This is a genomic window from Methylobacterium marchantiae (assembly GCF_042679825.1).
In the GTDB taxonomy this organism is placed as follows: domain Bacteria; phylum Pseudomonadota; class Alphaproteobacteria; order Rhizobiales; family Beijerinckiaceae; genus Methylobacterium; species Methylobacterium marchantiae.
This window is the reverse complement of sequence record NZ_JBHTND010000028.1, coordinates 1-25,495: the sequence shown is the minus strand read 5'-3', so window position 1 is coordinate 25,495 and position 25,495 is coordinate 1. Positions and strand designations below refer to the sequence as shown.

Annotated in this window: 14 protein-coding genes and 1 pseudogene; 7 read left to right on the top strand and 8 right to left on the bottom strand. The window is 65.5% G+C overall.

What is annotated here, in order from left to right; translation table 11 throughout:
• Positions 1-58: 58 nt before the first annotated feature.
• From ACFQ4G_RS17530 to ACFQ4G_RS17515, 4 genes are all read left to right on the top strand, one after another.
• Positions 59-916: a glycosyltransferase family 2 protein gene (locus ACFQ4G_RS17530; protein ID WP_379040719.1), complete on the top strand. Its 858-nt coding sequence runs from the start codon at positions 59-61 to the stop codon at positions 914-916.
• A gap of 256 nt (positions 917-1,172) precedes the next feature.
• Entirely contained in the window at positions 1,173-2,603 is a 1,431-nt protein-coding gene (locus ACFQ4G_RS17525) for a polysaccharide biosynthesis/export family protein (RefSeq protein ID WP_238208100.1), read from the top strand.
• Positions 2,604-2,700: 97 nt separating this feature from the next.
• A complete protein-coding gene (locus tag ACFQ4G_RS17520; protein ID WP_238208099.1) occupies positions 2,701-5,046 on the top strand; it encodes a GumC family protein in 2,346 nt (781 codons plus the stop codon).
• A 215-nt stretch (positions 5,047-5,261) separates the two neighbouring features.
• Entirely contained in the window at positions 5,262-6,509 is a 1,248-nt protein-coding gene (locus ACFQ4G_RS17515; RefSeq protein ID WP_238208098.1) for a hypothetical protein, read from the top strand.
• Positions 6,510-6,574: 65 nt separating this feature from the next.
• Here ACFQ4G_RS17515 and ACFQ4G_RS17510 read toward each other — a convergent pair whose 3' ends face one another.
• Both ACFQ4G_RS17510 and ACFQ4G_RS17505 read right to left on the bottom strand, forming a co-directional pair.
• Positions 6,575-7,978 (bottom strand): right-handed parallel beta-helix repeat-containing protein, encoded by a 1,404-nt coding sequence (locus ACFQ4G_RS17510; protein ID WP_238208097.1) that lies wholly within the window; start codon positions 7,976-7,978, stop codon positions 6,575-6,577.
• 212 nt (positions 7,979-8,190) lie between these two features.
• Positions 8,191-9,633: an O-antigen ligase family protein gene (locus ACFQ4G_RS17505; protein ID WP_238208096.1), complete on the bottom strand. Its 1,443-nt coding sequence runs from the start codon at positions 9,631-9,633 to the stop codon at positions 8,191-8,193.
• A gap of 419 nt (positions 9,634-10,052) precedes the next feature.
• Here ACFQ4G_RS17505 and ACFQ4G_RS17500 point away from each other — a divergent pair, with 419 nt between their 5' ends.
• Positions 10,053-10,889 carry a LuxR C-terminal-related transcriptional regulator gene (locus ACFQ4G_RS17500; RefSeq protein WP_238208095.1) on the top strand — a complete coding sequence of 279 codons (837 nt, stop codon included), beginning with the start codon at positions 10,053-10,055 and terminating at the stop codon, positions 10,887-10,889.
• A gap of 44 nt (positions 10,890-10,933) precedes the next feature.
• Here the strand turns inward: ACFQ4G_RS17500 and ACFQ4G_RS17495 are convergent, their stop codons facing one another.
• From ACFQ4G_RS17495 to ACFQ4G_RS17485, 3 genes are all read right to left on the bottom strand, one after another.
• Complete coding sequence (locus tag ACFQ4G_RS17495) at positions 10,934-12,364, bottom strand: HlyD family type I secretion periplasmic adaptor subunit (RefSeq protein WP_238208094.1); 1,431 nt, start codon at positions 12,362-12,364, stop codon at positions 10,934-10,936.
• Positions 12,361-14,133: a type I secretion system permease/ATPase gene (locus ACFQ4G_RS17490; RefSeq protein WP_238208092.1), complete on the bottom strand. Its 1,773-nt coding sequence runs from the start codon at positions 14,131-14,133 to the stop codon at positions 12,361-12,363. The genes ACFQ4G_RS17495 and ACFQ4G_RS17490 overlap by 4 nt, the downstream gene beginning before the upstream one ends.
• A 282-nt stretch (positions 14,134-14,415) precedes the next feature.
• Entirely contained in the window at positions 14,416-16,317 is a 1,902-nt protein-coding gene (locus tag ACFQ4G_RS17485; protein WP_238208090.1) for a right-handed parallel beta-helix repeat-containing protein, read from the bottom strand.
• Positions 16,318-16,658: 341 nt separating this feature from the next.
• Here ACFQ4G_RS17485 and ACFQ4G_RS17480 point away from each other — a divergent pair, with 341 nt between their 5' ends.
• On the top strand, positions 16,659-17,693 hold the full coding sequence (locus ACFQ4G_RS17480; protein WP_238208088.1) for an AraC family transcriptional regulator: 1,035 nt from the start codon (positions 16,659-16,661) through the stop codon (positions 17,691-17,693).
• Between the two features lie 151 nt (positions 17,694-17,844).
• On the opposite strand, the gene ACFQ4G_RS17475 is transcribed toward ACFQ4G_RS17480, so the two are convergent.
• On the bottom strand, positions 17,845-19,200 hold the full coding sequence (locus tag ACFQ4G_RS17475) for a UDP-glucose dehydrogenase family protein (RefSeq protein ID WP_238208086.1): 1,356 nt from the start codon (positions 19,198-19,200) through the stop codon (positions 17,845-17,847).
• A 412-nt stretch (positions 19,201-19,612) separates the two neighbouring features.
• Between ACFQ4G_RS17475 and ACFQ4G_RS17470 the strand changes: the two genes are divergently transcribed.
• Entirely contained in the window at positions 19,613-23,593 is a 3,981-nt protein-coding gene (locus ACFQ4G_RS17470) for a non-ribosomal peptide synthetase (protein WP_238208085.1), read from the top strand.
• An 80-nt stretch (positions 23,594-23,673) separates the two neighbouring features.
• Here ACFQ4G_RS17470 and ACFQ4G_RS17465 read toward each other — a convergent pair whose 3' ends face one another.
• The gene (locus ACFQ4G_RS17465; RefSeq protein ID WP_238208084.1) at positions 23,674-24,876 is read right to left on the bottom strand and encodes an FAD-dependent oxidoreductase; all 1,203 of its coding nucleotides are present in this window, start codon (positions 24,874-24,876) and stop codon (positions 23,674-23,676) included.
• A gap of 517 nt (positions 24,877-25,393) precedes the next feature.
• A pseudogene (locus tag ACFQ4G_RS17460) lies at positions 25,394-25,495 on the bottom strand (IS481 family transposase); the annotation flags it as partial.

Genomic DNA, 25,495 nt, shown 5'->3' with positions numbered 1-25,495 from the left:
GCGCTAAACTTGTCTGAAGAAGCATTCGCCGCGGACGCACGTCCATGAGGAGGCATCCATGAAGGGCAGGCCCGTGGACCTCGCTGTCCTGGCACTCGCCAGGGATTGCGCAAAGACGCTCCCGAATTTCCTTCGCATGATCGAGTCTCTCGAGGCCGGCGGCGTATCGACCTTTGCCATCGTCGGTGAGAACGGCTCGCGCGATGCGACCCGAGCCCTGCTGGTGGAAGCGGCCTCGCGCGGACTTCTGCGTATCGAGGACACCGGGTTCATGAGTGGCCTTCCCCGGCTGGAACGGATGGCGCGGGGACGGGAGGCGCTGGCCATGCGGTTGCGCCGTACCCCCGTGGTGAGCCCGCTCGTCTGCATCCTCGACCTCGACGAGCCGATGAGTGCCGCTCCGGACGTCGCTTCTCTGCGGCGTGTGATGGCGCGGCTCCTCGACGATCATGATCGGTTCGCCTCCGCTGCCACCTCGCGGCCGACCTATTACGACCTCCTCGCCTTTGATGACGGCAGCCTCTCCTTCGACCGGCTCGACGAGGAAATTCACGCCCGCGAGACCAACCCCTTCCGCTACTGGTCGTTCTTTCAAAAGACGATCTATCCGGCCCAAAGGCAGCTCACGTCGGATCGCACCATTCCGTGCGTCTCGGCCTTCAATGGCCTCTGCCTCTACAAGGGCGAGGACTTCGCCCTGGGTTCGTATTGTGACGGCAGTGATTTCCGTCTGTGCGAACATCTTACTTTCAATCGATCCGTCGCGGCGGCCACCGGGCGCGCGATGGCGATCGATCCGGACTTGGTCGTCACCATGCCGGTCGAGCACGGATCCCGCAGCTTCGGGGCATTTTGGGCCCAACGGGTGCAGAAGCTCGCGCTCCGTCTGAAGAGCCGCGTCCCGGCGGCTTCCTGACTACCTGCCTGTCAAGCATCGGCCGCCGGCGAGTCGGGCAATCGGACTAATCCCAAGGAGCGCGGCGCTCGTCCGGAAGAACGTCGGTGTGACAGGCAAGTATTCTCTAGAATGAGCACATGCCGGCCTCGGCGGAAGCAAATTGTTCCGATCGAAAAGATGGTGGGACGACCATCTGCCGGAGCCATCCATGCACCAGAGCATCTTTAGGAATCCCAGCCCATCCCCGACCCAGGTCGCATCAGGAGCACGTCCGATGACGCCATTCCTATGCGACCGCAGCCGAAATGCCCGCACCATGTTCGAGCGAGCCAGCCCTCCTTCGATTCTCCCAAACTGGAAGCGCGGTCGATTCCCTGGCCTTGCGCTGGTACTTCTTCTGACGCTCGCACTTATCACGGTCTCCACACCGTCCGAGGCACAGGACAGGAGCTACCGGATCGCTCCGGGTGACCGTCTCGTCCTCTCTGTCTTCGGTCAACCCGAATTCGCCGGTGAGTTCCTGGTCGGGAGCGAGGGCAGCGTCTTCCTGCCCATCCTCGGCGAGGTGCAACTCGTGGATCTGACGGTGCAGGAAGGCCAGAAGCGGGTGACCGAGAGGTTGGCCGATGGCTACCTCCAGCAGCCGGTGGTCAATTTGCGGATCGGCGAGATGCGGCCGATCTACGTGATCGGCGACGTGAAGACGCCCGGCAGCTACCCGTTCCGCTACGGCGTATCGGTCCTCAGCGCGATCGCGCTGGCCGGGGGATTTGCAGTACCGGAGCAGGCGCAGATCGGCCTGCGCACCGAATTTCTCCTTGCCGAGGAGCGGGTCCGCTCTCTCGAATCGACGCGCCGCACCCTGGTGGTGCGGCTGGCGCGGCTCCAGGCGCAGCGGGACGACACCGCGGATCTCACGATGCCCGCCGACCTTCCCGACGACGCCGGGATGCGCGCCCTGATCGCTGCCGAACGCGAAATCCTCGACACTCAGCGCAAGGCGCTCCTCGCCGAACTGACGCTCCTTCAGCAGCAGAGGCCGCGTCTCGAGGCGGAGATCGCGGGCAACCGGGCTCAGCGGGAGGCGGAACAGACGCAGCTCACGCTGATCCAGGATCACCTGGCGGATTACAACCAGCTCGTGACCAACGGTCTTGCCCGGCGCTATACCGGGATCGAGCTGAAACGGGAGGAGGCCCGGAACAAGGGCAACCTTGCCCGTCTGTCCTCCGAACTCGCGCGTCTCGACCTCAGCATCGGCGACCTGATGGTGCGGGTCCAGGACGTGCGCAACGGCTACCAGCGTCGGGTCATCACCGAACTCCAAGAGGTCCGCTCGCGCCTCGCCGAAGTGGAGACGACGCTGCCGACGGCGCGCGAGGTGCGCGAGGCCCGGATCCAGCAGGGTGGCACCCTCGGCCTTGCGAACAAGAATGAACTGCGTCGTACCGCCCTGATCACACGGCGGCGCGACGGTAAGGCCGAGACGATCCGAGCGGATTCGGCCACGGAACTTGCCCCTGGCGACATCGTCGAGATCCGAAGGGACGGCAGGCCGGACGACGCTCTCGCCGCCTCGACACCCCTCACCGGGACGAAGGCCGCCGAGCTTGCCGGGATCGGGCGTCCCGTCACCTGGGACGCGGCGGGAGCGGTCGATGGTGGGTTCGAACGCGGACTGCCCGCTCCCACGGTTCGGCGGTGACGCGCCTGGCGGCCCCGTTTTGCGCCGGCCGCGCCGAGGCTCCCGTCGAGGGACGGCTCTGCATCACGACGACCAATCTGCCAGCAGCGAGGACACGATGAATCAGGTTCCGCGGTTCGATTCCCTGCTGCGTGAGAACGTCGTCCGACACCATTACGAGGGCGTCGCTTTCGGTGCCGCGAAAGTCGTGTGGCGCCGTCGGCTCCTGATCCTCTCCATGATGGCCGCCGGCCTCCTCGGCGGCCTCGTCGCCCTGGCGCTGCTCCCACGGACCTACACGGCCGATGCAATCGTCCAGCTCGATTTCGGCCGGGACGAACAGGGTCGCGGGACCTCGTCGTTCCAGTCCACCGGGCCGACCCTCGACGCGGCCGCGATCGTGGAGAGCGAGGCCCGGCTGCTGCGGTCCCGCGCCATTGCCCGCCGCGTGGTGGAACACCTCAATCTCGCCGAGAATCCCGCATTCACGCCGGTGATCCCGACCTTCACCCGTCTGATGACTTGGCTATCGACCAAGACGCCGGAGGCAGAAATCTCGGAAAATGGGGAGACGTCGATCGCGCAGGCAAGGGCACTTCGCGGCGATCTGGTCGCCCTCGACCTTCTGCGCAACCTGACGGTGACAAACGATACGAGAGCCTATCTCATAACGGTCGCCTACACCTCCCCCGATGCGGCGCGCTCTGCCATCATCGCCAACGCTTTCACCGACGAGTACCTGCGAAACCGGATGGAAGCCGGGCTTGCCACCGCGCAACGCACCAGCGAGTGGATCGGCGTGCAGATTCAGGGCACGCGGGCCGCGCTCGAATCCGCGGAGGCCGGGGTCAATGCCTATCGGCGCCAGTCCGGCTTCCTCGAAGTCGGCGCGGAAGGGACGGACCTGCGCCAGCAGCAACTACAGGACCTGACCGCTCGCCTCGACGCTGCGACCGCGAATCGACTTGCCGAAGAGGGGCGGCTCTCCCGCAGCCGGGAAGTCTTCGCGGCCGGCAACGTCCCGTCCGCTCAGGATCTCGCCGGTGCGCCGCTCATCCAGAGATTGCTCGAGGCTCGTGAGACGGCTCAGCGCGATTTCTCCGACTTGAGCCGCAACGGCCCTAAACATCCTGGACTTGCCCGCGCTCGCGCCACTCTCGACGAGACCCAGGCTCGCCTGCGCACGGAGGTCGACCGGGCAATCGCCAACCTGGAAGGCGATGCCAAGACCGCCGCCGAGGCAGAATCGGCGCTCGCCACGCGGATCCAGCAGATCAAGGATGCGGTGATCGACTCGAAGAAGCGTGAGAGCCAGTTGCGGAGCCTCCAGCGCGACGCCTCTTCCCTGCGTGACCGGCTCAAGTTGCTGACCGATAGCCACGCCCAGGCCATTGCCGCAGCGGGCCTGAAATCCGCGAGTGCCCAGGTGGTGATGCAGGCTGAGGCACCACCGGTGCCGACAGGGCCCAATCCCGTCTTCGTCCTCGGTCTCGCCCTGTTCGGCTCCGCGGGAGCCGGGCTCGGCCTGTCGTTCCTCATCGAGAGCCGCAAGACGGGCTTTACGTCGGACCTTGATCTCGCTGCCGAGACGCAACTGGCCTGTCTCGGCATGCTGCCGGTGCGGAACGCCAGGCCTCGCCTCGGAGAAACCCGGATGTCCGACGAGGCCGTCGGTCTCATCGGCGCCGGGATCGAGGCCAGGGGCATGACGGCCGTCTCTCGCGTGGTTCTGGTGACGTCCTCGGTTCCTGGAGAAGGCAAGACCGAGTTCATTGATGCCCTCGCCGCCGCAGCCGGCAAGAAGGGCCGGCGCACGCTGATCATCGACGCGTCGTCGGGCCGGACGAGCAAGGATCCAAACGTAAGCGCATCTCGAAGCCGTTGCCTCGCCGACATCCTGGCCGGCGGTGAGCCGGCCGCCTTCCTCGCCGGGATCGCCGCAGAACCGGTCGTTCGCGTCTCGGCTCCAACCGGCGTCACGGCGGCAGAACTCGATGCCGAGGGACGGTTGACCGCCCTCGTCGCCGCGGCGCGTACGACGCACGACCTCGTCCTCCTCGAATGTCCACCCGTCCTGCTCGCCCTGGACGTCGTGCCGCTCGCCCGCTGCGCCGACACGGTGGTGCATGTCGTGGGCTGGAATCGGACGCCGCGCCGGACGGTGATGGCCGCGCTTCATCGGCTCGACACCCTGTCGATCACGCCCTCCGGAACCGTCCTCACGCGGGTCGATATGCACGCGCATCGCCAGTACTTCCTGGCGGATCAATGCTCGCATTACGCCGCATATCGTCAGTATTTCGCGCGCGAGGAGAGTGCCGCCGTCAGGACCACGCCGCTGGCGGCGACCGATGCAACCGGACCGTCGCCGGAGCGGAACAAGGTCGTGCCGCTTCGACCGGTCGAGGAAGATCATTCCGTTCCCGCTCGATCTCTGCGCACGGCGTCCACGGCACAATCGTGAGCGCCTTCGCGCTGGCCTGTCGATCCGCCCGGGGCGGTCGCGGCACGGCTTCCCTCGCCTCTTCTAGATTCCCGCGGCAATGATGAGGACCTGACATGGGCTCAGGCAGTGATCGACCGGCAGCGACCTGGAGCGGAAGGCTCCGCCTCGCGTCGACTTGGCCGATGGGGCTCAGCTATTTTCCTCTTCGGCGTCGACGGATCGATTTGATTCTTTTGCGGGTTCGCGAGTCCCAGGCCGTCTCCCCGCTCGTCGATCAGGCCATCGTCAGCCTGGGGACCTTCATCCTCGGAATCATGCTGGCGCGGGTTCTCGTTCCCGCCGAGTACGGCGCTTTCGCTCTCCTGTTCGGCACGTTGTTCGTGCTTCAGATCGTAAACGCGACTCTCGTCTTCTACCCGATGGCGGTGCGATGCAGCGTGGCGGAGCCCGCGCGAACCGAGATACTCGTGCGCGCGAGCCTCGTGATCGTCGCGGCCCTCTGCGGGCCGCTCTGTGCGATCCTCGCCCTCGTCAATGTCGCCACCGGACGGCTCGACCTCATCCTGCCTTCGATCCTGTACTTTCTCAGTTGGCAAGCCCAGGAGCATTGTCGGCGGGCGTTGTTCGCCGACATGCGCCATGGTGGCGCCATCATCGGCGATGCCATCAGCTATGGCGGCCAGACCTTCCTCGTCGCGATGATGATCTGGTCGCAGCAGGCCATCACGATCGAGACGATCCTCTACACTATGGCGCTCACTTCGGCGGCGGCGGCGATTCTTCAGGCGAGGCAGCTCGGGCTCCGGCTCGGGCCCGTCGGCAACCTGCGCGAGATCGCCGCCGATTACTGGCGGATCGGTCGGTGTTCGCTGGCCAACAACGTGCTGTGGGTCACGCGCGTACAATTGTTGATCTGGATCCTGGCCTATCTCTACGGTGCGCTGGCGACGGCTTCGTTCCAGGCCGTGCTCAATACCTTGAACCTCGCCAATCCGGTGATCCTGGGCCTGTGCAACATCATCCCGCAACTGGCCGCACGGGCGGTGCGCTCGCCCCATCCCCACGGCTGGCGCGCCGTCTGGACCTGTGCCCTCCTCGGCGCCCCGGTCGCCCTTATCCTCTACGGAATCGCCCTGTTCGCGCCGAGCCTGCTGCTCCAGACCTTCTACGGAGCGGGATCGCCCTATCTCGCCCTCGAACTGCCGGTCCGGATCCTCGCCCTGGCGTTCATCATCGGCTATCCGACCGAGATGATCTGCTCGTTCCTGCATGGGATCGACGCCCCGCAATGGGCTCTGGCGATCAATGCGGCCGGGATGGCGATGTCCGCCTCCCTCGCCCTGCCGCTGACCCTAGCCTACGGGGTCGACGGCGCGTGCTCGGCACTTCTCATCTCCGCGATCCTGCGACTGGCGCTGGGCGGTATGGTGATGATGCGTCTCGGCAGGGTCGGCAACGAGGTCGGTGAGATCGGCCGCTGATGTAACGGGTCTCGCGCACGATGCTCGGGCAAGCCTCGATGAGTCACACTCATCGAGGCTTGGTATTACTCCGGCCCGGTGCGCGATTCCACGTCACGCGTGACCAGGGACGGTGCCGAAGACGTCTCCGGAGATCGGGTGATGTCCGAGCGCAATGTGCCGGAGGCGTCCTGGCCGAGGGCCTGAAAAGCGGCGAAATCCATGTCCCTGCGCCCCCAGGTAAAGCTCGGGGGAGAGCCCGGAAGAGAGAGGTAGCGATTGCGCTCGAAGCGATTGTTGCCGGTCTCGATGATCCGCGCGTTCGGGGCCTCCGCTGGCGCATCGGATGCGCCGCCGGCCCGGCCGCGGCCTTCGAAGACAAGGGTATTGTCGTGGATATGATTGTTCTCCGTCCGGTAGATCCCACCCGTATCGGTCCGGCGGCTCTGGTCGATCAGCATGATCCCGGCGCCGCCTCGCCTGACCGTGATCCTGTTGCCCACGACCTCGACGTCGCGTGAGGCCGCGACCTGGATGTCGGCTCCCCAGACCCAGCCGGCCGGAACGCGTCCGTTTCGGTGCAGGACATTGTTGCGGATCACCGCATTCCCGGAAATCTCGTGGAAGATGCCGGCGCCATCGTTCTCCTCCACGATGTTAGCGTCGATGGTGACGTTGCGACACTCCATGTCGCACCAGAGGCCGGGGCCATGATTGTCGTAGACCTCGTTACCGCGCATGACGACTCCGTCGGCCGAGGCGATCTTGACGCCGCCCGCCTCCCAGCCGGGGTCGAAGCCGGACAGGTTGTTGGCGTAGATCGCGTTGGCCTCGACGACGAGCCCGGTACCGGCGCCGGTCACTCCGAGCTGCCCGTTATGGTGAATGCGGGAGGCGACGACCGAGCCGCCGCTGCCGATGGAGATGCCTGCTCCGCTGTTGAGGCGGACATCCGAATGCCGGACGCGCCAGCCATGGGCGCTGCGCCCCTGGATCGCGCCTTCCTGAGCCGGAGAATAGTATTTTTCGATCCGTAGGTTGTCGATCCGCACGTTCGGCGCGGCACTGCGGAAGGCGTAGCGCGCGACGCTCGCTTCGACCACGTGCCCTGTCGGGTCGTCGGCGAATACGATCCGCTCGCCGGAATGGTCGAAGACGAAGGTCCCTTCGGTAAGGTCGGCAAGGCTCGCCACTTGGCGCAAGGGCTTGTCGTCGATGAAGAATCCCGCGGCCAGTACGCAGGTTTCACGTCCCGCCAGGCATGTCCCGTGCCTGACCCCCATCTGCCTCTGGCCTGGAGCGACCCAGTAGGGTCCCTGGCGCTCGAACACGGTGACACGGCGTGCTCCGCTGAGGGTCGCCCCGGCCTCGCCATGGAAGCGCTGATCGGCCTTCGGCGAGATCACCTGGAGGCGATGGGTTCCGGACTTGATGCAGAATGCGGAGCCCGGCTTTGCCTGCTCAACGATGGCCTGGATGGTTTGGCCCACCTCGATCTGAATGGCGCCATCGGGACATCGGGCCGCCGAAGGGCCGGCGCGGGAACCGGTGTTCGGATTGTCCGACGAGGCGGGTCCGGACAGCAAGCAGGCCACGGAGAGCACGACAGCCCGGGGGCCCGTTCTCCGGGCCTGGTGGCATGGGAGACGCCTTCCGGACATACGAGGCCGCGACGCGCCGCCGGCTCCTGCTCCATCTGCCTTCATGACACCCCTCCCGGCGCGTGCGGGCTCATGGCCGGGGAAGGAGACTGGCTGACCGGCCCGCGGGACGGGAACGCCGGGCGGTGCTCCTGAGCGGCCGGGAAGGGGAACGGGCAAGGGGCGCGGGGTGAAACCCGGTAGATCATCGAGGCGCCGAGGCCGAAACCGAACAGACACCAGAACCAGATGCCCAGCATCGGTCCCTCGAGCGCCACGTCGAAGGACGCGTCGATCACGATGGCGGAGGCATAGCTGACGATCCAGAGAAGGAGATTCGACCAAGCGACATCGCCATCCCGCCGAGCTTGAAGGACGTCGCGCATCAACCTCGCGAACCACGTCGCTCCGATCGTCGCCCACAGCACGAGACCGGGCACGCCGGACCGCGCCAATATCGTCATATTGGCGTTGTGCGGACTTCGCAGGGCCGGTCCGTTGCCATCGCCGACGACCGAATCGTCATCGACGGCCAGATTGATCCCGAAGCCCTTGCCGGTCCAAAAATAGGGGCCATGCACGGTATAGTCCTGGATCTTCTGCCACCAGCGCAGACGCCAAGTCTTGGTATCATCGAGGTTGTAGGCCTTGCTGGTTCCAAGGATGCTCTCGATGTTATCGATGATCTGGGCGGGCCCGGCGGAACGTTCGACCCCCGGCGGTGTGAAATCGACGCCGATGGCGGTCAGGCTGCCGAAGATCGCCACGGCGAGGGCCACGGCAGGGATGATGCGCGAGAGCTTCCGCCCGATGATGGCGGCAAAGAGCAGCGGCACCAGGCAGGCCAGCATACCGCCGCGGCTCGGTGTGACGAGACCGATGCCGAGCAGCAATCCCGCCACCCAGGGAAGGCCGACCCGGCGCATCCCGAGCAGGACGAAGATCGCCGCTCCTGCGACATGAACGGCGGCCTCGCCGGGGCGGATCTGCAGGATCTGCGTTCCCAAGCCGGGCCAGACCGGCATGCCGTCGCCTGCCATTCTGGTCAGCACGAAGAGCGGGCCGCCGAGCAGACCGTAGAGCCAGGCGAGGCGCGAATAGCGACTCACCACGAGGGAAAGCCGGTGCGGCCGTTCCACCAGAAGAGCGGCGACAATGAAGGCGAACAGGCCGTAGAGCACGATCATGCTGTCGCGAACGGCATCGAGGCCGAGTTCGGACAGATACGGAACCGTCCGCACCACCACCCAAAGCATCAGGATTGCAAGGAGCTGAGACTGCAACGGGACCAGAATCGCGACCCAGCAGCCCGATCGCATCAGCGCGACGATTCCGAGACTCAGCAGAATCTCGCCGACGAAGAGGGGCGGCACGCCGAGATAGGCGAAGCCCTTGCCGAGGATCGCGTAGCCGAAAAGTCCGAGACAGAGAGCGTACAGGTAGCGGTCGTTGAAACCGATGGATGCGTCCGCATCGGCGTGGGATCGTCGGGCCGCGAGACTCATCCGAATTCATCCCCGTTCAAGCCCGTGCGGACCGAAGCACGGCCGCCCGCGCAAGATTTGCACGGCCCGTGGTGACGCCGGCGGGCTCAAAAGGAGAGGCACGGATACTCCCGACGGATGAGGCGGTTGCGGGGATTGCCGGTCCAAACGGACGACGACGGGGCACGTCGCTGCGTTTGTAGACGGCACTGCGGGAGCGATGCCGCCTCTGGCCCATCTCGACGAAGAGATGAGGCCACACAAGGACACACGATGATCATTGACGAAAGAGGCGGCGGAATTCTTCCTAATCCATAAGGAGTGCTCACCAAAAGAACCGACTTCGATCGTATTCGCTGATTTAAAGTGCAGCTTATTGCCGTGCCTTGCCGAAAGGACAGACGATGGGTGCCCGATTGAAAACCGTCCGAGGGTCCGCCTTGAAGGCTCGGGGGGCGCGGAACAGGCGTCCCGGACCTTCCGTCGCCACTGCTCTGATCGAGCCCAACATCCTGTTCCGCGAAGGTCTCGAACGCATCCTCGCGCCGACCCGTTTTCAGGTGGTGATGAGGACGGACAACGTCTCCAGCCTTGGGGTCGCGACCGACAGGGGAAAAACCCCGGCCATCTTCGTCCTGTGGACGGAGGGGAGTTCCGACCTGTCCAGATCCGACGTGACGAAACTGAAATGCAAATATGCCGGGAGCCAGGTCGTCTGCATCGGCGAAAGCTACCGCACGGACGAAGTCGTCGATCTCCTTCGAGCGGGTGCGGACGGCATCCTGCTGCGGAGCATCAACGCCGACGCTTTCATAAAGTCGCTGGAACTGGTGCTGCTGGGAGAGCGTGTCATTCCGCCAGCTTCCCTGACGCCGACGTTGCCGCAGCGGATCGACGCGGTGATTTCCCTGACGACCTCACGACCGATCGAGCAGGTCCGGCCCGCCGTCACGCACGGAAACTGCGGGCCGCAGCTGTCCGTGCAAGAACTCGCCATCCTCAAATGCCTGGTGCAGGGCGAGGCCAACAAGATCATCGCGTTCCGGCTGCACATCGCCGAGGCCACAGTGAAGGTCCACGTCAAGACGATCCTGCGCAAGATTCACGTCAAGAACCGCACCCAGGCGGCGATCTGGGCCCTGGGTCATCTGGCCGACGGGCAGGACACGGCCAACGCGCCGATGAAGACCAACGGGCACGCCAACGATGCGATGATCCGGCGAAATCCCGTCGGCGACGTGCTCGATTTCGGTTTCCAGTCCACGATCCTCGCCTGAAGCGCAGGCACTCGGAGAAGTGCCGATGCTCCGGGCTCGCGACATCACTGCTCGCGCCAGGCTTTTGCGATCTGGTCGGTGAGCGGCTTCGTGAGATAGGAGAAGACCGTGCGCTCGGTCGTCTTGATGAAGGTCTCCACTGGCATCCCGGGAAGCAGGGCGACGCCGCCGAGGCGTGTCCGCTCGCTCTCCGAGATCGCGATCCTGGCCCGGTAGAAGGCGAACCCGGTCTTCTGATCCTGGGTCACGTCGGGCGACACGCGGACGACGACGCCGTCGATCTCCGGTGTGGTGCGCTGGTTGAAGGCCGAGAAGCGCAGGCCCGTCGCTTGGCCAGGATGGACGTGGTCGATGTCCTGCGGCTGAATCCTGACCTCGACGGCGAGCTGGTCCGCCTCGGGCACGATCAGCATCGCTGGTTCGCTCGGGGTGATGAGGCCTCCCACGGTGTGCACGCTCATCTGGTGTACGGTACCGTTTTGGGGCGAGCGCAGATCGATACGACGGAGCTGGTCCTCCGCCACGATCCGCTTCTCCACCATCTCCGATGTCCTGGCGCGGACCTCGGCCAGGTCCTTTGCGACCTCGGAACGCATGTCCTGATCGATCTGGATGATCTGCAGTTCGGTCTCGCTTATCTTTCCCCGCCCCTGAGCCGTGGAGGCCAGCAACTGCCCACGCTCGCCTTCCAGCCGTGCAGCCTCCCGCTCCAGAGCCGTGACCCGCGAGACCGGTACGAGGTTCTTCTGACGCAGTTCGCGCAAGCCCTGCAATTCCGTCTCGATCAACGCCATCTCGCGGTCTTTCGCAGTGGCCTGATTGATCAGGCCGACGATCTCCTGGCGAAGCTGGGCGATCCGCTCGGCCAGTTGGGCTTTCTGTCCGTTGCGCGCGGCGAGGCGGATCCTGAAGTAGGCGGTCTCTCCCTCCACCAAGTGACGGACGTTACGGTCGGTCACGGCCCTTGCCAGGAAGTCGGCCGGGAATTCGAGATGCTCGGAACCGCGGCGCTCGGCCTCGTCCCGCACCCCGCGGGCGGTCAGTTCGTCGAGGGCCTTGACGACGATGTCGAAATTGGCGCGAATCTGGGTGTCGTCGAGGCGCACCAGGACTTGTCCGGCCTTCACCCGGTCGCCCTCCTTGACTAGGAGAGCGCCGACGACGCCGCCGACGGGATGCTGGATCTTCTTCAGTTCCGATTCCACGACGAGCTGCCCTGGTGCGATCACCGCACCGGAAAGCAAGGTCATGCCGGCCCATCCGCCGACGCCGAAGACGAGCAGGGCGCTCAACGCGAGTGCCGCCCTGATCTGACGGTGCAGTGAGGCCGTGGCCGGGCTCGCGGAATCCGCATCCGAGGCGAGGTCGGCGGGATTGCCGGCCTTCAGAAACCAGATCGCGGCCCGTCGCCAGTGGGCGAGACGCTCCCACTGGTCGTTCCACGCCCAGCTCCGGGGATCAAAACCCGCGATCATGCGCTGGCCCTCCGCAGAAGGATCGGCGATGCGCCGGCGGGCGGCTGATTGCCGGCGACCGCGGCCGGCCGCAGCATGCGCTTCAAGACTTCGTCCTTGGGACCGAAATCGATGCACCGCCCCTCCGAGAGCGTGAGGATCAGGTCGACCGTCGCCAGCACGTTGGGCCGGTGCGCCACGACGATCACGATGCCGCCACGCTGGCGCACTCCGAGCATCGCTTCGGCCAAGGCGGTCTCGCCATCGGCGTCGAGATTGGCATTGGGCTCGTCGAGGACGATGAGGAAGGGGTTGCGATACAGGGCTCGCGCGAGTCCGACGCGCTGGCGCTGGCCGGACGACAATCCGGCTCCGCCTTCGCCGATGACGGTGTCGTAGCCGTCCGGCAGGCGCAGGATGGCCTCGTGATAGCCGGCGGCCTTCGCCGCTTCGATCACCGCCTCGGGGGAGGCATCGGCCTCGAAACGCGCGATGTTCCTGGCGATGGGACCGGGAAACAACTCAACTTCCTGAGGCAGGTAGCCGATATGGCGGCCGAGGGCAGTCTTCGCCCATTGGTCGAGGGACGCACCGTCGAGACGGACGGTACCCTTGATCGGGCTCCAAACGCCCACGATCGCCTTGACCAGGGACGACTTGCCGGAGGCGCTGGCGCCGACGACCCCCAGGGCCTCGCCCGCCATCAGGGTGAAACCGACCTCATGGACCACGACGCGCCCCGAGGCCGGCGGGGTGAGGCACAGGGCGTCGAGGCTCAAGCTGAGATGCGGGGCCGGCAGGGGATGGGGGCTCGGGACGGGAGGCAGGGCGGAAAAGAGGATGTCGAGCCGGTGCCAGCTCTGCCGGGCGGCGACGAAGCCGCGCCAGTTGGCGATCGCGAGCTCCGCCGGTGCCAGCGCTCGCGAGACCAGGATGGAGCTGGCGATGATGACGCCGGAAGAGGCCTGACCGTTGATGACGAGATAGGCACCGAGCGCTAGCACACCCGATTGGAGCGCCAGCCGAAACACCTTGGAGGCGGCGCCGAACCCGACCGCCACATCGGCCACGCGCGCCTGCGTTCGCAGGTAGCTGGCGCTCGCCTCGGCCCACCGCACGGTAAAGGCCTCCTGCATGCCCATCGAGGCCAGGACGGCCGCATTGCGGCGGCCGGATTCGGCAAGCCCGTTGCGGGACAGGGCAAATCCCGTCGCTGCCTGGGAATGCGATCGGGTCAACCGATCGTTCAGCACGGTCAGCGTCAGGAGCACGACCCCGCCGAACAGCGCCGCCACGCCGATCAGAGGGTGAAACAAGAAACAGATCGCCAGGTAGAACGGCATCCACGGAAGGTCGAACAGGGCACCGGGGGCCGGCCCGCTGAGGAAGGCGCGCAGGGCATCGAGGTCGCGCACCGGAAGAAGCCCGTCGCCCGGCATCGTGCCCTTCAACGGCGCCCGCACCACGGTATCGAAGACACGGGGGCCGATCGCCTCTTCGAGGGCGGAACCGATTCGGCCGAGAGCGCGGGAACGCAGGATCTCCAGGCCGCCCTGAAAGACATAGAGCGCGAGGGCGATCAGGCAGAGACCGACCAGGGTCGGGATGCTGCGGCTCGGGATCACTCGGTCGTAGACTTCGAGCATGAAGAACGAGCCAGTGAGGTAGAGGAGGTTCACGAGACCGCTGACGACCCCGAGGCTAATCAGAGCCCAGCGACAGGGAGCGAGGGCGGCGGTGAGTTCGGAGGCTTCGGTCTTGGAAGGCGATGGATCTGTCTTGATCTGCAACGAGGCGGACTCCCGGAGACGGTCGACGCAGTCGTGAGGCGCCCCGTCGGCGAATCGAGAGGCAAGCGCGGGGACGCGAACAACGACCGGACGTGATGGGATGGGAGCGACGGCGATCCCGCGCTGATGGGATCGCCGTCGAAGTAGGCATGGCGGGTGCCGTGAAGATGTCCTTCGGCCGGACGCGAAGCCGTGCCCCATCCCTCTTGGGCGGGCACGGCTTCGGACTATCGGTCGTGCGGTCCTCGATGCTGCGCCGGCATCAACCGGGACGGAAGCGACCTAGCTCAGCAGACCGGACATCTCGGCCCAATGGCCGCACGGGACCTTTCCGAGATCGTGGAGAGCGGCTGCGTCGATCGTGGGGTGCTTCTCGTTGCCAAAGCCCTTATCTGCGAGGTCGGCATAGGATTCGAACAGGTTCTTGAGGTGGTGGCCGACCTCGTCCGGGTTCCAATGATGTCCCGCCCATGAGCCCGAATGCCCGCCCCCCATGGGATCGGGCCCGGTGGACGGGTCTGGAGCGGTCGCCACGGGCACTGGTGTTACTGGAGTTGGCGTCTCCGGAACGACGGGGGCCGTCGGAGCGATGGGGGTTTCGACGACAGGTGTCGACGGTTCCGGCGCCGGCGGCTTGGCGGTCACGGGTCCGGGGACGACCGGTTCGGGAGTGGCCGGCTCCGTGGGCGCGGGCTGGCTGACCGGATCCGGTACGACCGGGCTCTCGGGTGTCACCGGACTTTCGGGCACGACTGGCGCGGCGCCGACCGGCAATGCCAGAGAATCGGGAATCGTGGTCGAGACGGTGCTGTGGGCATCCTGCCCCGAAGCCTGACGATAAGCGTCCCAATCCAGCGTGTTGTTCCAGGCCCAATGCGCGTCCGACGTATTCGTCACGTGGTACTCGTTGTTGTCGAACGTGTTATTGCCGTTGAGGAGCCCTGAGGGATTGAAATCGGCCACTGCGCCGGAAGCACCCTCCTTGGGCGTTCCCGTGACGATGACATTGTCGGTCACGCTGTTGTCGGTCGTGCTGTGCTCGCCATAGGCGCCCGAGCCGCGATCCTGCTGGATCAGGCTGATGGCATTGCCGCCGTTCGATGATTCGACGTGGTTGTTGTAGACCTTGACGCCGCTCGAGTTCTGGATCTGGATGCCGGCGCCCCAGAGCCAGCCGTCCGAATCATTCCCGTTGTTCGTGATCAGGTTGTTGCGGATGATGGCGTCGTAGCTGATCTCGTGGCTGATCCCGCCGCCCGAATTGTTCGCGACGGTGTTGCCGTCATAGACGGTGTTGATGTTGTCGATATCCGTCCAGAGACCATATCCCTTGTTGTCGTGGGAGTAGTTTCTCTCGACGACCAAGTTGTCCGTCACGGAGAATTTGGTTCCGCCGCCTTCCCAGTTGGGATTGATGCCGGAAAAATAGCCGTTATGGGCGATCTCGTTGTCGGCGACGCGGATATTGTCGCCGCTGCCGCCTAGGCCGAGTTCCCCGTTGTCGTGGACGTAATTGTTCTTGATCTGACTGTTGTCGCCCACGAACACGCCGGCGCCGTAGTTCAGTCGGACCTCGTTGTGCTGCACGGTCCAGCCCTCTGCCTCGGAGTGGCCGCCGATGGCGCCGTACTGGGTCGGGCTGTTGTATTTCTCGACGACGAGGTTCTCGATCGTGACGTTCTTGGCTGAACCGCTGAAGGCGAACGGGCTGACGCCGGCTTCCACCTTATGGCCTGACGGGTCGTTGTCGAAGTAGATCTTGTCCTGAGCATAGTCGAAGTAGAACTTGCCGGGAGCTAGTTTCGACAGGGCATCGACGGGGGTCAGCGGCTTGTCGTCGATGAAGAAGGTCTCCGGGTAGCCGGCGCGCTCAGCTCCGGGAAGGCCTTGATCCGTGGCGCGTCGCTCGCCCTCCTGGCTCTGGCCGCTGGCGACCCAGTGGCCGCCTTCCCGCGTGAACTGGGTGATCTGGGTCGCGCCGCTCAGCACCGCACCTTTCTCACCGATGAAATGATCGCCGTCCTTCGGGATGATCGACTGCATACGATGTGTGCCGGCCTCGATCCAGAAGGTCGATCCTGCGGGAGAGGAATCGACGAGAGCCTGGAGATCGTCACCGGGGGCGACGCTGATCGCGTCGGCGGGTCTGACGGTCGTGGTAATACCGAATTTCGATGATGCCACTATTTCGCTCCTCGCGAGAGTATCGTTTCCATTGACGTCGGAGCCGCCTGTATTTAGATTTTATTTAAGTTGCATTCAATATTCTGTTAGTTGTCATCTAGATCGATGAAACGCGGTGGCGGCTTGGCCATTGACTACTATCGATTGACCGCCGCCGTCTTGTCATAGCTCGCCAGACACTCGGCGCGACTCGCCGCGTCTACGCAGTTTTGAACGAGGCAATTGCGGTCGGTCGCCGCCGCCTTGGCCTGGGGCGCCAATCCGTCATCCCGCCGATCCAAAGGGGAAACATGGTTCCCTCCGGCTCCCCTTCCGAATCACCTTCCGGCGGGTCGAGCCCGATGGTTGCATTGACGGTCGAGCGGCTGGTCCGGGCCGGCCTCGATCCGGAGCCGCTTCTGCAGCAGGCGGCCCTTCCGGTTGAGCCTCCCTTGAAAGCCGTCCGGGAGAGCGACCGGCAGGTCGCGTTCCTGAGCGCCGCGGCGGAGGCACTCCACGACGTTGCCCTCGGCTTCCATGTCGCCCGTGATTACGACCTGCGCCGTCTGGGGCTGTTCTTCTACCTGTTGGCTTCATCCGAAACCGCCGGAGAAGCACTCGCCTGTTTCGAGCGTTTCGTGCCCGCGGAAGATCCGTCCCTTCGTGGCTCGTGCCGGCTTTCCGACGTGGCCCTGACGGTGGCCGTGGATACCGGAGGCGCCTCGGAACAGGCCCGGAAGACGCTTTCCGAATTCTGGCTCGTGACCCTGCTGCGGCTCGTCCGGTCGCTTGTTGCCCCGGAGACCATGCCGATCGGTGCCAGCCTCTCTCGGCCTGCACTGGATCCCACCGCGGAATCGGAGATGGAGACCGAATTCCGCGTAGAAATCGCGTTCGGGGCACCGGAAGACAAGATCGATTTCGAGCCGCAGCTCGCCGATGTCAGGCTGGCGAGCTTCGATCCCTACTTGCATGCCTATCTTGTCGAGCATTTCGAGCGGGTGGTGGCGGAGAATGGTGGCGATACGAGTTCCCTGCGGGCGCGGGTCATCAAGGCGATGACACCGCGGCTGCCCCACGGGACCGTGACGACGGAGGCCATCGCCAAGGATCTCGGGATGAGCACGCGCACGCTTTCGCGCCGGTTGAGCGAGGAGGACAAGACCTTCAGCCGCATCCTCGACGAACTCAGAGCCGATCTGGCACTGCACTACATTAAGGTGCGGACGCTGCCGATCTCCGAGATCTCCTGGCTTCTCGGCTACCGCGAGCCGAGTGCCATCGTGGTGGCGTTCCGGCGCTGGACCGGAATGTCGCCGACGGAATGGCGGCGCATGCACCTCGCCAAGCCCACGCACCTCGCCAAGCCCACGCATTTCGCCAAGGCGCCGCAGTAAGCGGGACATCACCTGCGGGCACCGCTCGGAGATGCTGTCCGACGTCCGTGGCGGCCCCTCGATCAGCGGCCTGAAGGAAGCGCTTTTCGAGAAATGGCCGATGCCGCGGGAGGGCCGAGACCCGCGTCGCGACCGGGAGGCGCCGGCGGCCTCACCCTACGAGGGCGAGAATCGGGGCACCCTCTTGAACCGGCGGGACCTGACGCCCCCTGCCGACGGAGACATAGGCGAAGCCGGCCTTCGTCGCTTCGGCGGCACCGTAGATGTTGCGCAGGTCAACGAGGACCGGCCGCCTCATCAGGCCGCGGATCTTGTCGAGATCGAGGGCCCGGAACATGTCCCATTCCGTGACGATCACGAGGGCGTCAGCATCCTCCACGCAGGTATAGGCATCGCCGCAATAGGCGACGTCGTCCAGCACCGTCCGAGCCTGGTCCATACCCTCGGGATCGTATGCCCGTATCCGCGCTCCGGCATCCTGCAGGCCGGTGATGATCGCGATCGCGGGCGAATCGCGCATGTCGTCGGTATTGGGCTTGAAGGTCAGGCCGAGGACGGCGATCGTCCGGTGGCGTACGCTGCCGCCACAGGCGCGAATGATCTTGCGGGCCATCACCCGCTTGCGCTGATCGTTGACCGCAGCCGCGGTTTCCACGATCCGCAGCGGGGTTCCGTGATCCTGGGCCATCTTGATCATGGCCTGCATGTCCTTCGGGAAGCACGACCCTCCGAAGCCCGGGCCGGCATGGAGGAACTTGCCGCCGATCCGCTTGTCGAGGCCGATCCCGTGCGCGACCTCCTGGACATCGGCACCGGCCTGCTCGCACAGGTCCGCCACTTCGTTGATGAAAGCGATCTTGGTGGCGAGGAAGGCATTGGCCGCGTATTTCGTCACCTCGGCGCTGCGACGGGACATGACGACGATGGGCGACGTGTTCAGGAACAGCGGCCGGTACACCTCGGACATGACCTGCCTGGCCCGATCGTCCTCGACGCCGATGACGATGCGGTCTGGCCTCTTGAAATCACCGATGGCAGCGCCTTCACGCAGGAACTCGGGGTTCGACGCCACCGAGACATCGGCCTGCGGGCGCACCTCGCGGATCAGTCGCTCGATCCCGTCGCCCGTCCCCACCGGGACGGTGGATTTGACCACCACCACCGTGTAGCCGGACATCGACATGGCGATATCGCGCACGGCCGCATGGACGTAGCTGAGATCGGCTTGGCCATCCCGTTGCCGCGCCGGCGTCCCCACGGCGATGAAGACCACCTCCGCCTCCGCCACGGCCGGGCCGAGATCGGTGGAGAAGGACAGCCTGTCCTCTCGCTGGTTCTTGATGACCAGATCGGCCAGTAGCGGCTCGAAGATGGGGATCTCGCCTTGCTGGAGGGCGCGGATCTTGGCGTCGTCGCGGTCGATGCAGACCACGTTATGCCCGAAATCGGCGAGGCAGGCTCCAGACACGAGGCCGACATACCCGGATCCGATGATGGCGATGCGCATCGCGAAGCTCTCCCGACAGGACTTGGCGAGGTCGACGGGATTATCGAGCGCCGCTCCGTCACGTCCTGAAATGTGAGGCGTCGCCCCTGCTCGACTCAAGAAATACGATGGCTGATGAGCGACTTAATCGAGTGAGCCGATCATCTTTATGAGTAGCTCTTTGGCTCTAGGAGCGGGTTGAAGACATCGTGCGACGGCGCCCCTGATGCTTGGCGGGTTAGACGAGATTTCATCGAGAGAGCGTCCGTCTGTCCACCGACAGGTGGTCGCCGATACTCCTTAATCGACCGGAATGAATGGCGATTCCCGTGTCATCGTCTTCGTCTCATCGACATGGCCGGTGACCGCGGCGTTCTCCGATCCTGCGCGATCGAGGCGTTTGGCGGCTCAGGCAGAGGATGGAGAATCGATCATGGATTTGGGCATCGCAGCCGGTCTCGACGCCGAGGCCGTCGATGACAGGATCGCTTCCGGGAGCCGGTCTCCGGGATCGATCGCATCGTCCGTTTCCGCGATTCAACATCGCCTGCTCGACCTGCATCGGGACCGGCCGGAGATGCCCGTACAGAACGTTTCGATCGGCTGGCGCCTCGAAGGCCGCGTGGAATCCGGCCGATTGGAGGAGGCGTTCGGGATCATCCTGCACCGGCATCCGGTTCTGAGCAGCCGATTTGCGATGGCTCCGCCGAACGATGCCGTCGCGCCTGCGGCCCCGTTCCACATCTCCATCATCGATCTCACCGCCCTGCCCGAGTGCGAGCGCATGACGGAAGCCGAAGAGATCGCTCGCCAGCAGGCCGACGCTCCGCTCCGGATCGACACGCCGCCGCTGCTGCAGGCGACTCTCCTCAGAATCGGTGCCGTCACGTCGATCCTGCTCGTCACGGCTCACCGGCTCGTCTGCGACCATACCTCGCTCGGCCTGATCGCCGGGGATCTCGCTCTGATCTATGACGCGCTCGGGCAAAGCACGGTACGAGACGATGCGACGCTCTTTCCGCCGCCTCCGCTTGGATATGCCGATGTCATCGCCCGATGGGAGTCCGCCTCCGATCCGGACGTCGCCGTCGGGGACGCGCGATACTGGCGCGACGTCACGGCCGGATCGGTGGCCTGCGATCTCCTGGCGGATCGTCCGCACCCGCCCGCTCCTACCCTGCAGTCAGAGCGGATCGAGTTGGACCTCGGGAAGGATCTGACGACCAGCCTTCAGGGGCTCTGCACCCGGCTCGGGACGACGCCGTTCGTTCTCGGCCTCGCCGCGCTCAAGCTGGTCCTGCATCGGCGAAGCAACGCGACCGACATCGCCGTGATGACCCATTGGGCGAATCGCGACGAAGCGGCGTTCGCGTCCGTCGTCGGGCCGTTCGAGACGGATTTGTTCCTGCGCAACGACCTCTCCGATGATCCGAGCTTCACCGAACTGCTCCTGCGCATCGGGAAGAATGTGGCCAAGGCCGCCGCTCATGCCGCCGCCGGCTCCGTACTTCCGCTCGAGCCGCTGTCGCCGGTGAGCTTCACCTATCGGCCTCCCACTCTCGCGGAGGAGAGCTTCGGCGGGATCACCATCAGCGAATGGCTCGTCCCGTCGGGCGGCACGCGTTTCGAACTCGAATTCGTCATGAGCGACGGCGGCGCGGGATGGTGCATCGCTTGCGACTATCGGACCGACCTGTTCGAGCGCCAGAGCGTGGCCGATCTGCTCGCACGCCTGCACCTCGCCTTCGAACGGGTTCTCGACGATCCGGATCTACGCCTGTCTCAGGTCGACCTCCTGACCGAGGTCGAGCGTCGCAGCTTGTGCGGCGACTGGTGCGCCAGCGTGGTGCCGTATCCCGCCGAGAAAGGCGCTCACGGTCTGTTCACCGACCAGGCACGCCAGCGTCCCGACGCGATCGCGGTGACGTATGAGGGGCAGTCCCTCACCTATTGGGAACTCGATGCCGCGTCCAATCGGCTCGCGCATTGTCTGCGCGACCGCGGCATCGGTCCCGGAGAGCGGGTGGCGATCTTTCTCGACCGCTCCCTCGACATGGTCGTCGCGGTGATGGCGGTGCTGAAGTCCGGGGCCGCCTACGTGCCCCTCGATCCTTCGTTTCCATCGGCCCGCATCGCCTTCATGATCGCCGATTGCGGTGCGGCGCTGATCCTGACCAAGCAAGGATTGCAGGCTGCCCTGCCGGCCTGCGCCGTACCCATGCTCGCCCTCGATTCATCCCGCGACGCGATCGCCGCACAACCCTCGACGTCCCTCGAAATCGATGGCCCCCTCCCCAACGCGGCCGCCTATGTCATCTACACGTCGGGTTCCACCGGGCAGCCCAAGGGCGTGGTGGTCGGGCATGGTTCCCTCGTCAATCTGCTCTGGGCCATGCGCGAGCGGCCGGGCCTCACCGAAAACGACGTCCTCGTCAGCGTGACGACATTGTCCTTCGACATCAGCGTCCTCGAGCTCCTGCTGCCGCTCGTAGTCGGCGCCCGGCTCGTGGTGGCATCGCAGGCCACGAGCCGCGACGGCGACGCGTTGCTCGCCCTTCTGAAGCGCAGCGCGGCGACGGTCCTTCAGGCGACCCCCATCACCTGGCAGATCCTGCTGGCGGTGGGCTGGACCGGAACCCTGCGTCTGACCATGCTCTGCGGCGGGGAACCGATGCCGCGGGAACTCGCCACCCGGCTGATCGCCACGGGAGGGGACCTGTGGAACATGTACGGTCCGACCGAGACGACGATCTGGTCGTCCGCCGACCGCGTCGTCGCGAGCGAGGGGCCGATTCCCGTCGGTACCCCGATCGCCAATACCCACTTCTACGTCCTCGATGCGCGAGGCGACCTGTCATTGCCGGGGAGCATCGGTGAACTCGCCATCGGCGGTGACGGCGTGGCCCTGGGATATCACGGCCGACCGGACCTCACGGCGGAGCGTTTCCTCAGGGACCCCTTCCGCCAACAGCCTGGCGCACGGCTCTACCGCACCGGCGACCTCGCCCGCTGGAGGACCGATGGAACGCTCGAGCTTCTCGGGCGAGCCGATCAGCAGGTGAAGATCCGCGGATACCGCGTCGAAATCGGCGAGATCGAGACGGCGCTCGAGCGGATACCGGGTATCGCGGAAGCGGCCGTCGTCGCCCTCTCCGATTCGGCGGTGGAGGCTCGCCTCGTGGCGTATCTGGTGGTCGAGCCGGACTGTCCGGTTCCGTGCTTCTCGGCCGCCGAGTTCAGGAGCCGCCTTTCCGGCTTCCTGCCCAGCTACATGATCCCCGCCAACTTCGTCCGTCTCGAATCGTTTCCGCGAACGCCTAACGGCAAGCTCGACCGCAAGGCGCTTCCGTTCGTCGGTCCGATCGATCCCGTCATCGGCATGAGCGACCTCTCCGAATTCGAGAGCCGGGTGGCCCGGATCTGGGCCGAGACGCTGCACGTCGAGGACATCGGGCCTTCGGCCCATTTCTTCGAGCTCGGCGGACATTCGCTCCTGGCCGCCAGGATGTTCTCGCGGCTCAAGGTCGAACTCGGGCTGCGGGTGAGTTTCGGTGCCCTGTTCGATGCGCCGAGCCTGCGCGAGTTCTGCCGGCATCTCACCGCCCGTTCCGAGCCCACGGGCGCCAGGATCGTCGCCGTCCAGCCGAAGGGCGGCCGTCCGCCGATCATCGCGTTCCACCACACCAGCATCTACAACGTGCTGTCGCGCGAGCTCGGCGACGACCAGCCCTTCTACGCCATCCGGATCGCGACCTCCCCAGACGGGAAACGGCGCTCCATCGACGAGATGGCCGAACTCTATCTCGATCTCGTCCGCCACGTCTGCCCGGAGGGCCCCTGCACGTTCCTCGGGTTCTGCGAGGCGGGGAGCCTGGCCTTCGAGACGGCACGGCGACTGGGATGGGAGGGGCGCCAGGTCGAGAGGCTGATCCTGATCGATTCCTGGGAACCGGGCTATCTCGGGCGACTGGGCCGGACGAAGCGGCTTCTGGCCCGGTCGTCGATCACGACCATGCGGAGCTTCACTCGCCTCCGCTTCCTCCTCACCGAGAGCCCGGCTTCGCTGATGGTCCGACTCGGCACGAGCCGGCTCGCCCGGCATGCGCGTCGGATGGCCGGACGTGTGCTGGATTCCGAGGCCATCGCCCATCCGGGAGACGACGGCGATTTCTGGCGGCTTTCGGACGAGCTCGAAGTCTCGGTCCGCGCCTATCAGCCGAAGCCTCTCCAGCGGCCGGCGATGGTTTTCCGCAACCAGTACGAGCCGTCCGGCCGCTTCCTCGACGGTGCGCTCGGGTGGAGCCCGTGGTTACAGGCCGGAACGCCGGTCCATGAGATCCCGAGCGATCATCTCGGCACGTTCCGCGAGCGCGGGGCCTGCATCATGGCCCGGCACCTCGCGGCAGCGCTCTGACGCGATAGGGTGTGCCGCCGGGTCCCGGTTCGGATGCCCTCCCTCGGGCCGAACCGGCATCCCCGTTGCGGGCCGATGCTCTAGCTCGGATCGATCGTCAGTTTAGGGCTCGCCGACGCCATCCTTGCGCCTCTCACCCGTTGCCCGATCGAGCGGAGAGCCCAGCGCAGCCTGCGGGTCAGGAAGCGCAGCCAATGGACCGTCTTGGAGCGCATCCCGGTCTTCATCGTCGTGGCACGCAAAGCGTGGGCTCGCGCCGCCGAGTTCGTGTCGCACGCGACCTTCGCGGGGTCCCGGTAGAAGTCCGCGATCGTGTCGGCATCGATCTCGGGGAGGGTCAGCCATGCCGGGACATGGACGTTGCAGAGCCGTTCGATATCGGTGAACACCCGCAGGGTTCCGGTTCCGGTCGCGGGACACGGCGTCGCGAACGCGTCGCCCACCGCCACGATACCGGGGACGGACGTCCGGTGCAGGATGTGCAGATGCGTCGGACGAATCTTGATCGGTCCGGCGACCGTATAGGGGCCGATGAGGCGGGCGAGACTGGGGAGGAGCGCCTGCAGGGCGGTATCCGGCTCGCTCTGGAAGGCCTTGAGCCACGCCATCTTGGACGGCCTTTCCGCCTCCAGATGCAGGAACAGATTGGCCCTCATGGCGGATCCGATCCTGAACAGGCTCAGGTAGGCCATCCCGTCGCCGAGCCGCTCGGGATTGTACTGCAGCGCCGGAAAAGCGAAGTCGCTTCGGCCGACGGGCACGACGTCGAAGCCGACCGCGGTGGAATGGTGCGGGCTGACGAGTTGCGGAGCCATCCCCAAGGTTTCATGCAGGGACCAGTTCGTACCGCTGGCCAGGATCGTCAGCCTGGCTTCGATGGCCTCGCCGCCGGCGAGCACGATACGCTGACGATCGGCCCCCTGTGTGACCTTCGAGACCATCGACCGGACCACCTGGACGGAGGGCGGAATCTCGCCCCTCACGGTGTTCACGAGATGCTCGTATCGCATGCCGAACTGGTCGAAAGGAGCCTTGTCGACGATCCGCCCCGACCGGGCGATCCAGAGCTCTTCGGTACGGGTCGAGGCCGCGATGATCGCCTCGCTCATGCCCGTCCTGGCGAGAATCCGGATATGTCCCTGTTCCAGTTTCTCGCAGCGAAACGCGGGGGGGAAGACGGCGTTTGGGTCGACGAGGATCACCTCTCTTCCCTGACGCCCGAGCATCGCCGCAGCCATCGAGCCGGCCAGACCTCCCCCGACAACGACGATATCCGTTCGCATCGCCCTCTCCCGCCCGCTGGGTTCCCCGACACGAACACGTCGCATCAAAAATCCCGGCAAGGGCAGTGTGCATGAGAACTAGTCCGATCGGGCCGAGGTCACGGGTTGCGGCGCTTCGACGAAACAGAGGGGAGCCCCCCCCCGCGCGAATTCGCTATCAGAGGCCGCCATATCGCCGGCAGGGAGCCTCACGGACCGGGCTGCCGGGGGAGCGGAAACGAGTGGGCTCATCGTCGATCCAAGCCAAGCCCTTGAGCGATCTGGAATTTTTTCCTCGGGGAGCCCACCCCTGCACTTTCGCGGAGATTCCATCACTTCGGAATTCTCATGCCTTCGGAAGCCGGGCCCTTCGCGAAACCTCGGTGCGCATCGGTCTCGGACATCGCCCGACCGCAGGATCATCTCATAACCGGCTCGCGCCGAAGCGAAAGCCTATGACGACATCCGGAGTATCGGCCCGAGGAACGGCCACCGACGTTTGAAGAAGCCGGTCCGAGCCAGAACTCCGGATGATCGTCTAGTTGTGGAGCATCAACAGGTTGTCCTCGGAGAGGCGGAGTCGGCTGATGGGTGTTTGTCGGTTGATGCCCATGTGAGGGCGCTGCCAGTTGTAGCGGAA

What these genes read in the sequence shown, in the direction of transcription:
- ACFQ4G_RS17505 (WP_238208096.1), bottom strand. Translation starts at nt 9,633, where the DNA reads ATGAGTCTCGCGGCCCGACGATCCCACGCCGATGCGGACGCATCCATC.
- ACFQ4G_RS17530 (WP_379040719.1), top strand. Translation starts at nt 59, where the DNA reads ATGAAGGGCAGGCCCGTGGACCTCGCTGTCCTGGCACTCGCCAGGGAT.
- ACFQ4G_RS17470 (WP_238208085.1), top strand. Translation starts at nt 19,613, where the DNA reads ATGGATTTGGGCATCGCAGCCGGTCTCGACGCCGAGGCCGTCGATGAC.
- ACFQ4G_RS17495 (WP_238208094.1), bottom strand. Translation starts at nt 12,364, where the DNA reads ATGATCGCGGGTTTTGATCCCCGGAGCTGGGCGTGGAACGACCAGTGG.
- ACFQ4G_RS17475 (WP_238208086.1), bottom strand. Translation starts at nt 19,200, where the DNA reads ATGCGCATCGCCATCATCGGATCCGGGTATGTCGGCCTCGTGTCTGGA.
- ACFQ4G_RS17520 (WP_238208099.1), top strand. Translation starts at nt 2,701, where the DNA reads ATGAATCAGGTTCCGCGGTTCGATTCCCTGCTGCGTGAGAACGTCGTC.
- ACFQ4G_RS17465 (WP_238208084.1), bottom strand. Translation starts at nt 24,876, where the DNA reads ATGCGAACGGATATCGTCGTTGTCGGGGGAGGTCTGGCCGGCTCGATG.
- ACFQ4G_RS17525 (WP_238208100.1), top strand. Translation starts at nt 1,173, where the DNA reads ATGACGCCATTCCTATGCGACCGCAGCCGAAATGCCCGCACCATGTTC.
- ACFQ4G_RS17480 (WP_238208088.1), top strand. Translation starts at nt 16,659, where the DNA reads ATGGTTGCATTGACGGTCGAGCGGCTGGTCCGGGCCGGCCTCGATCCG.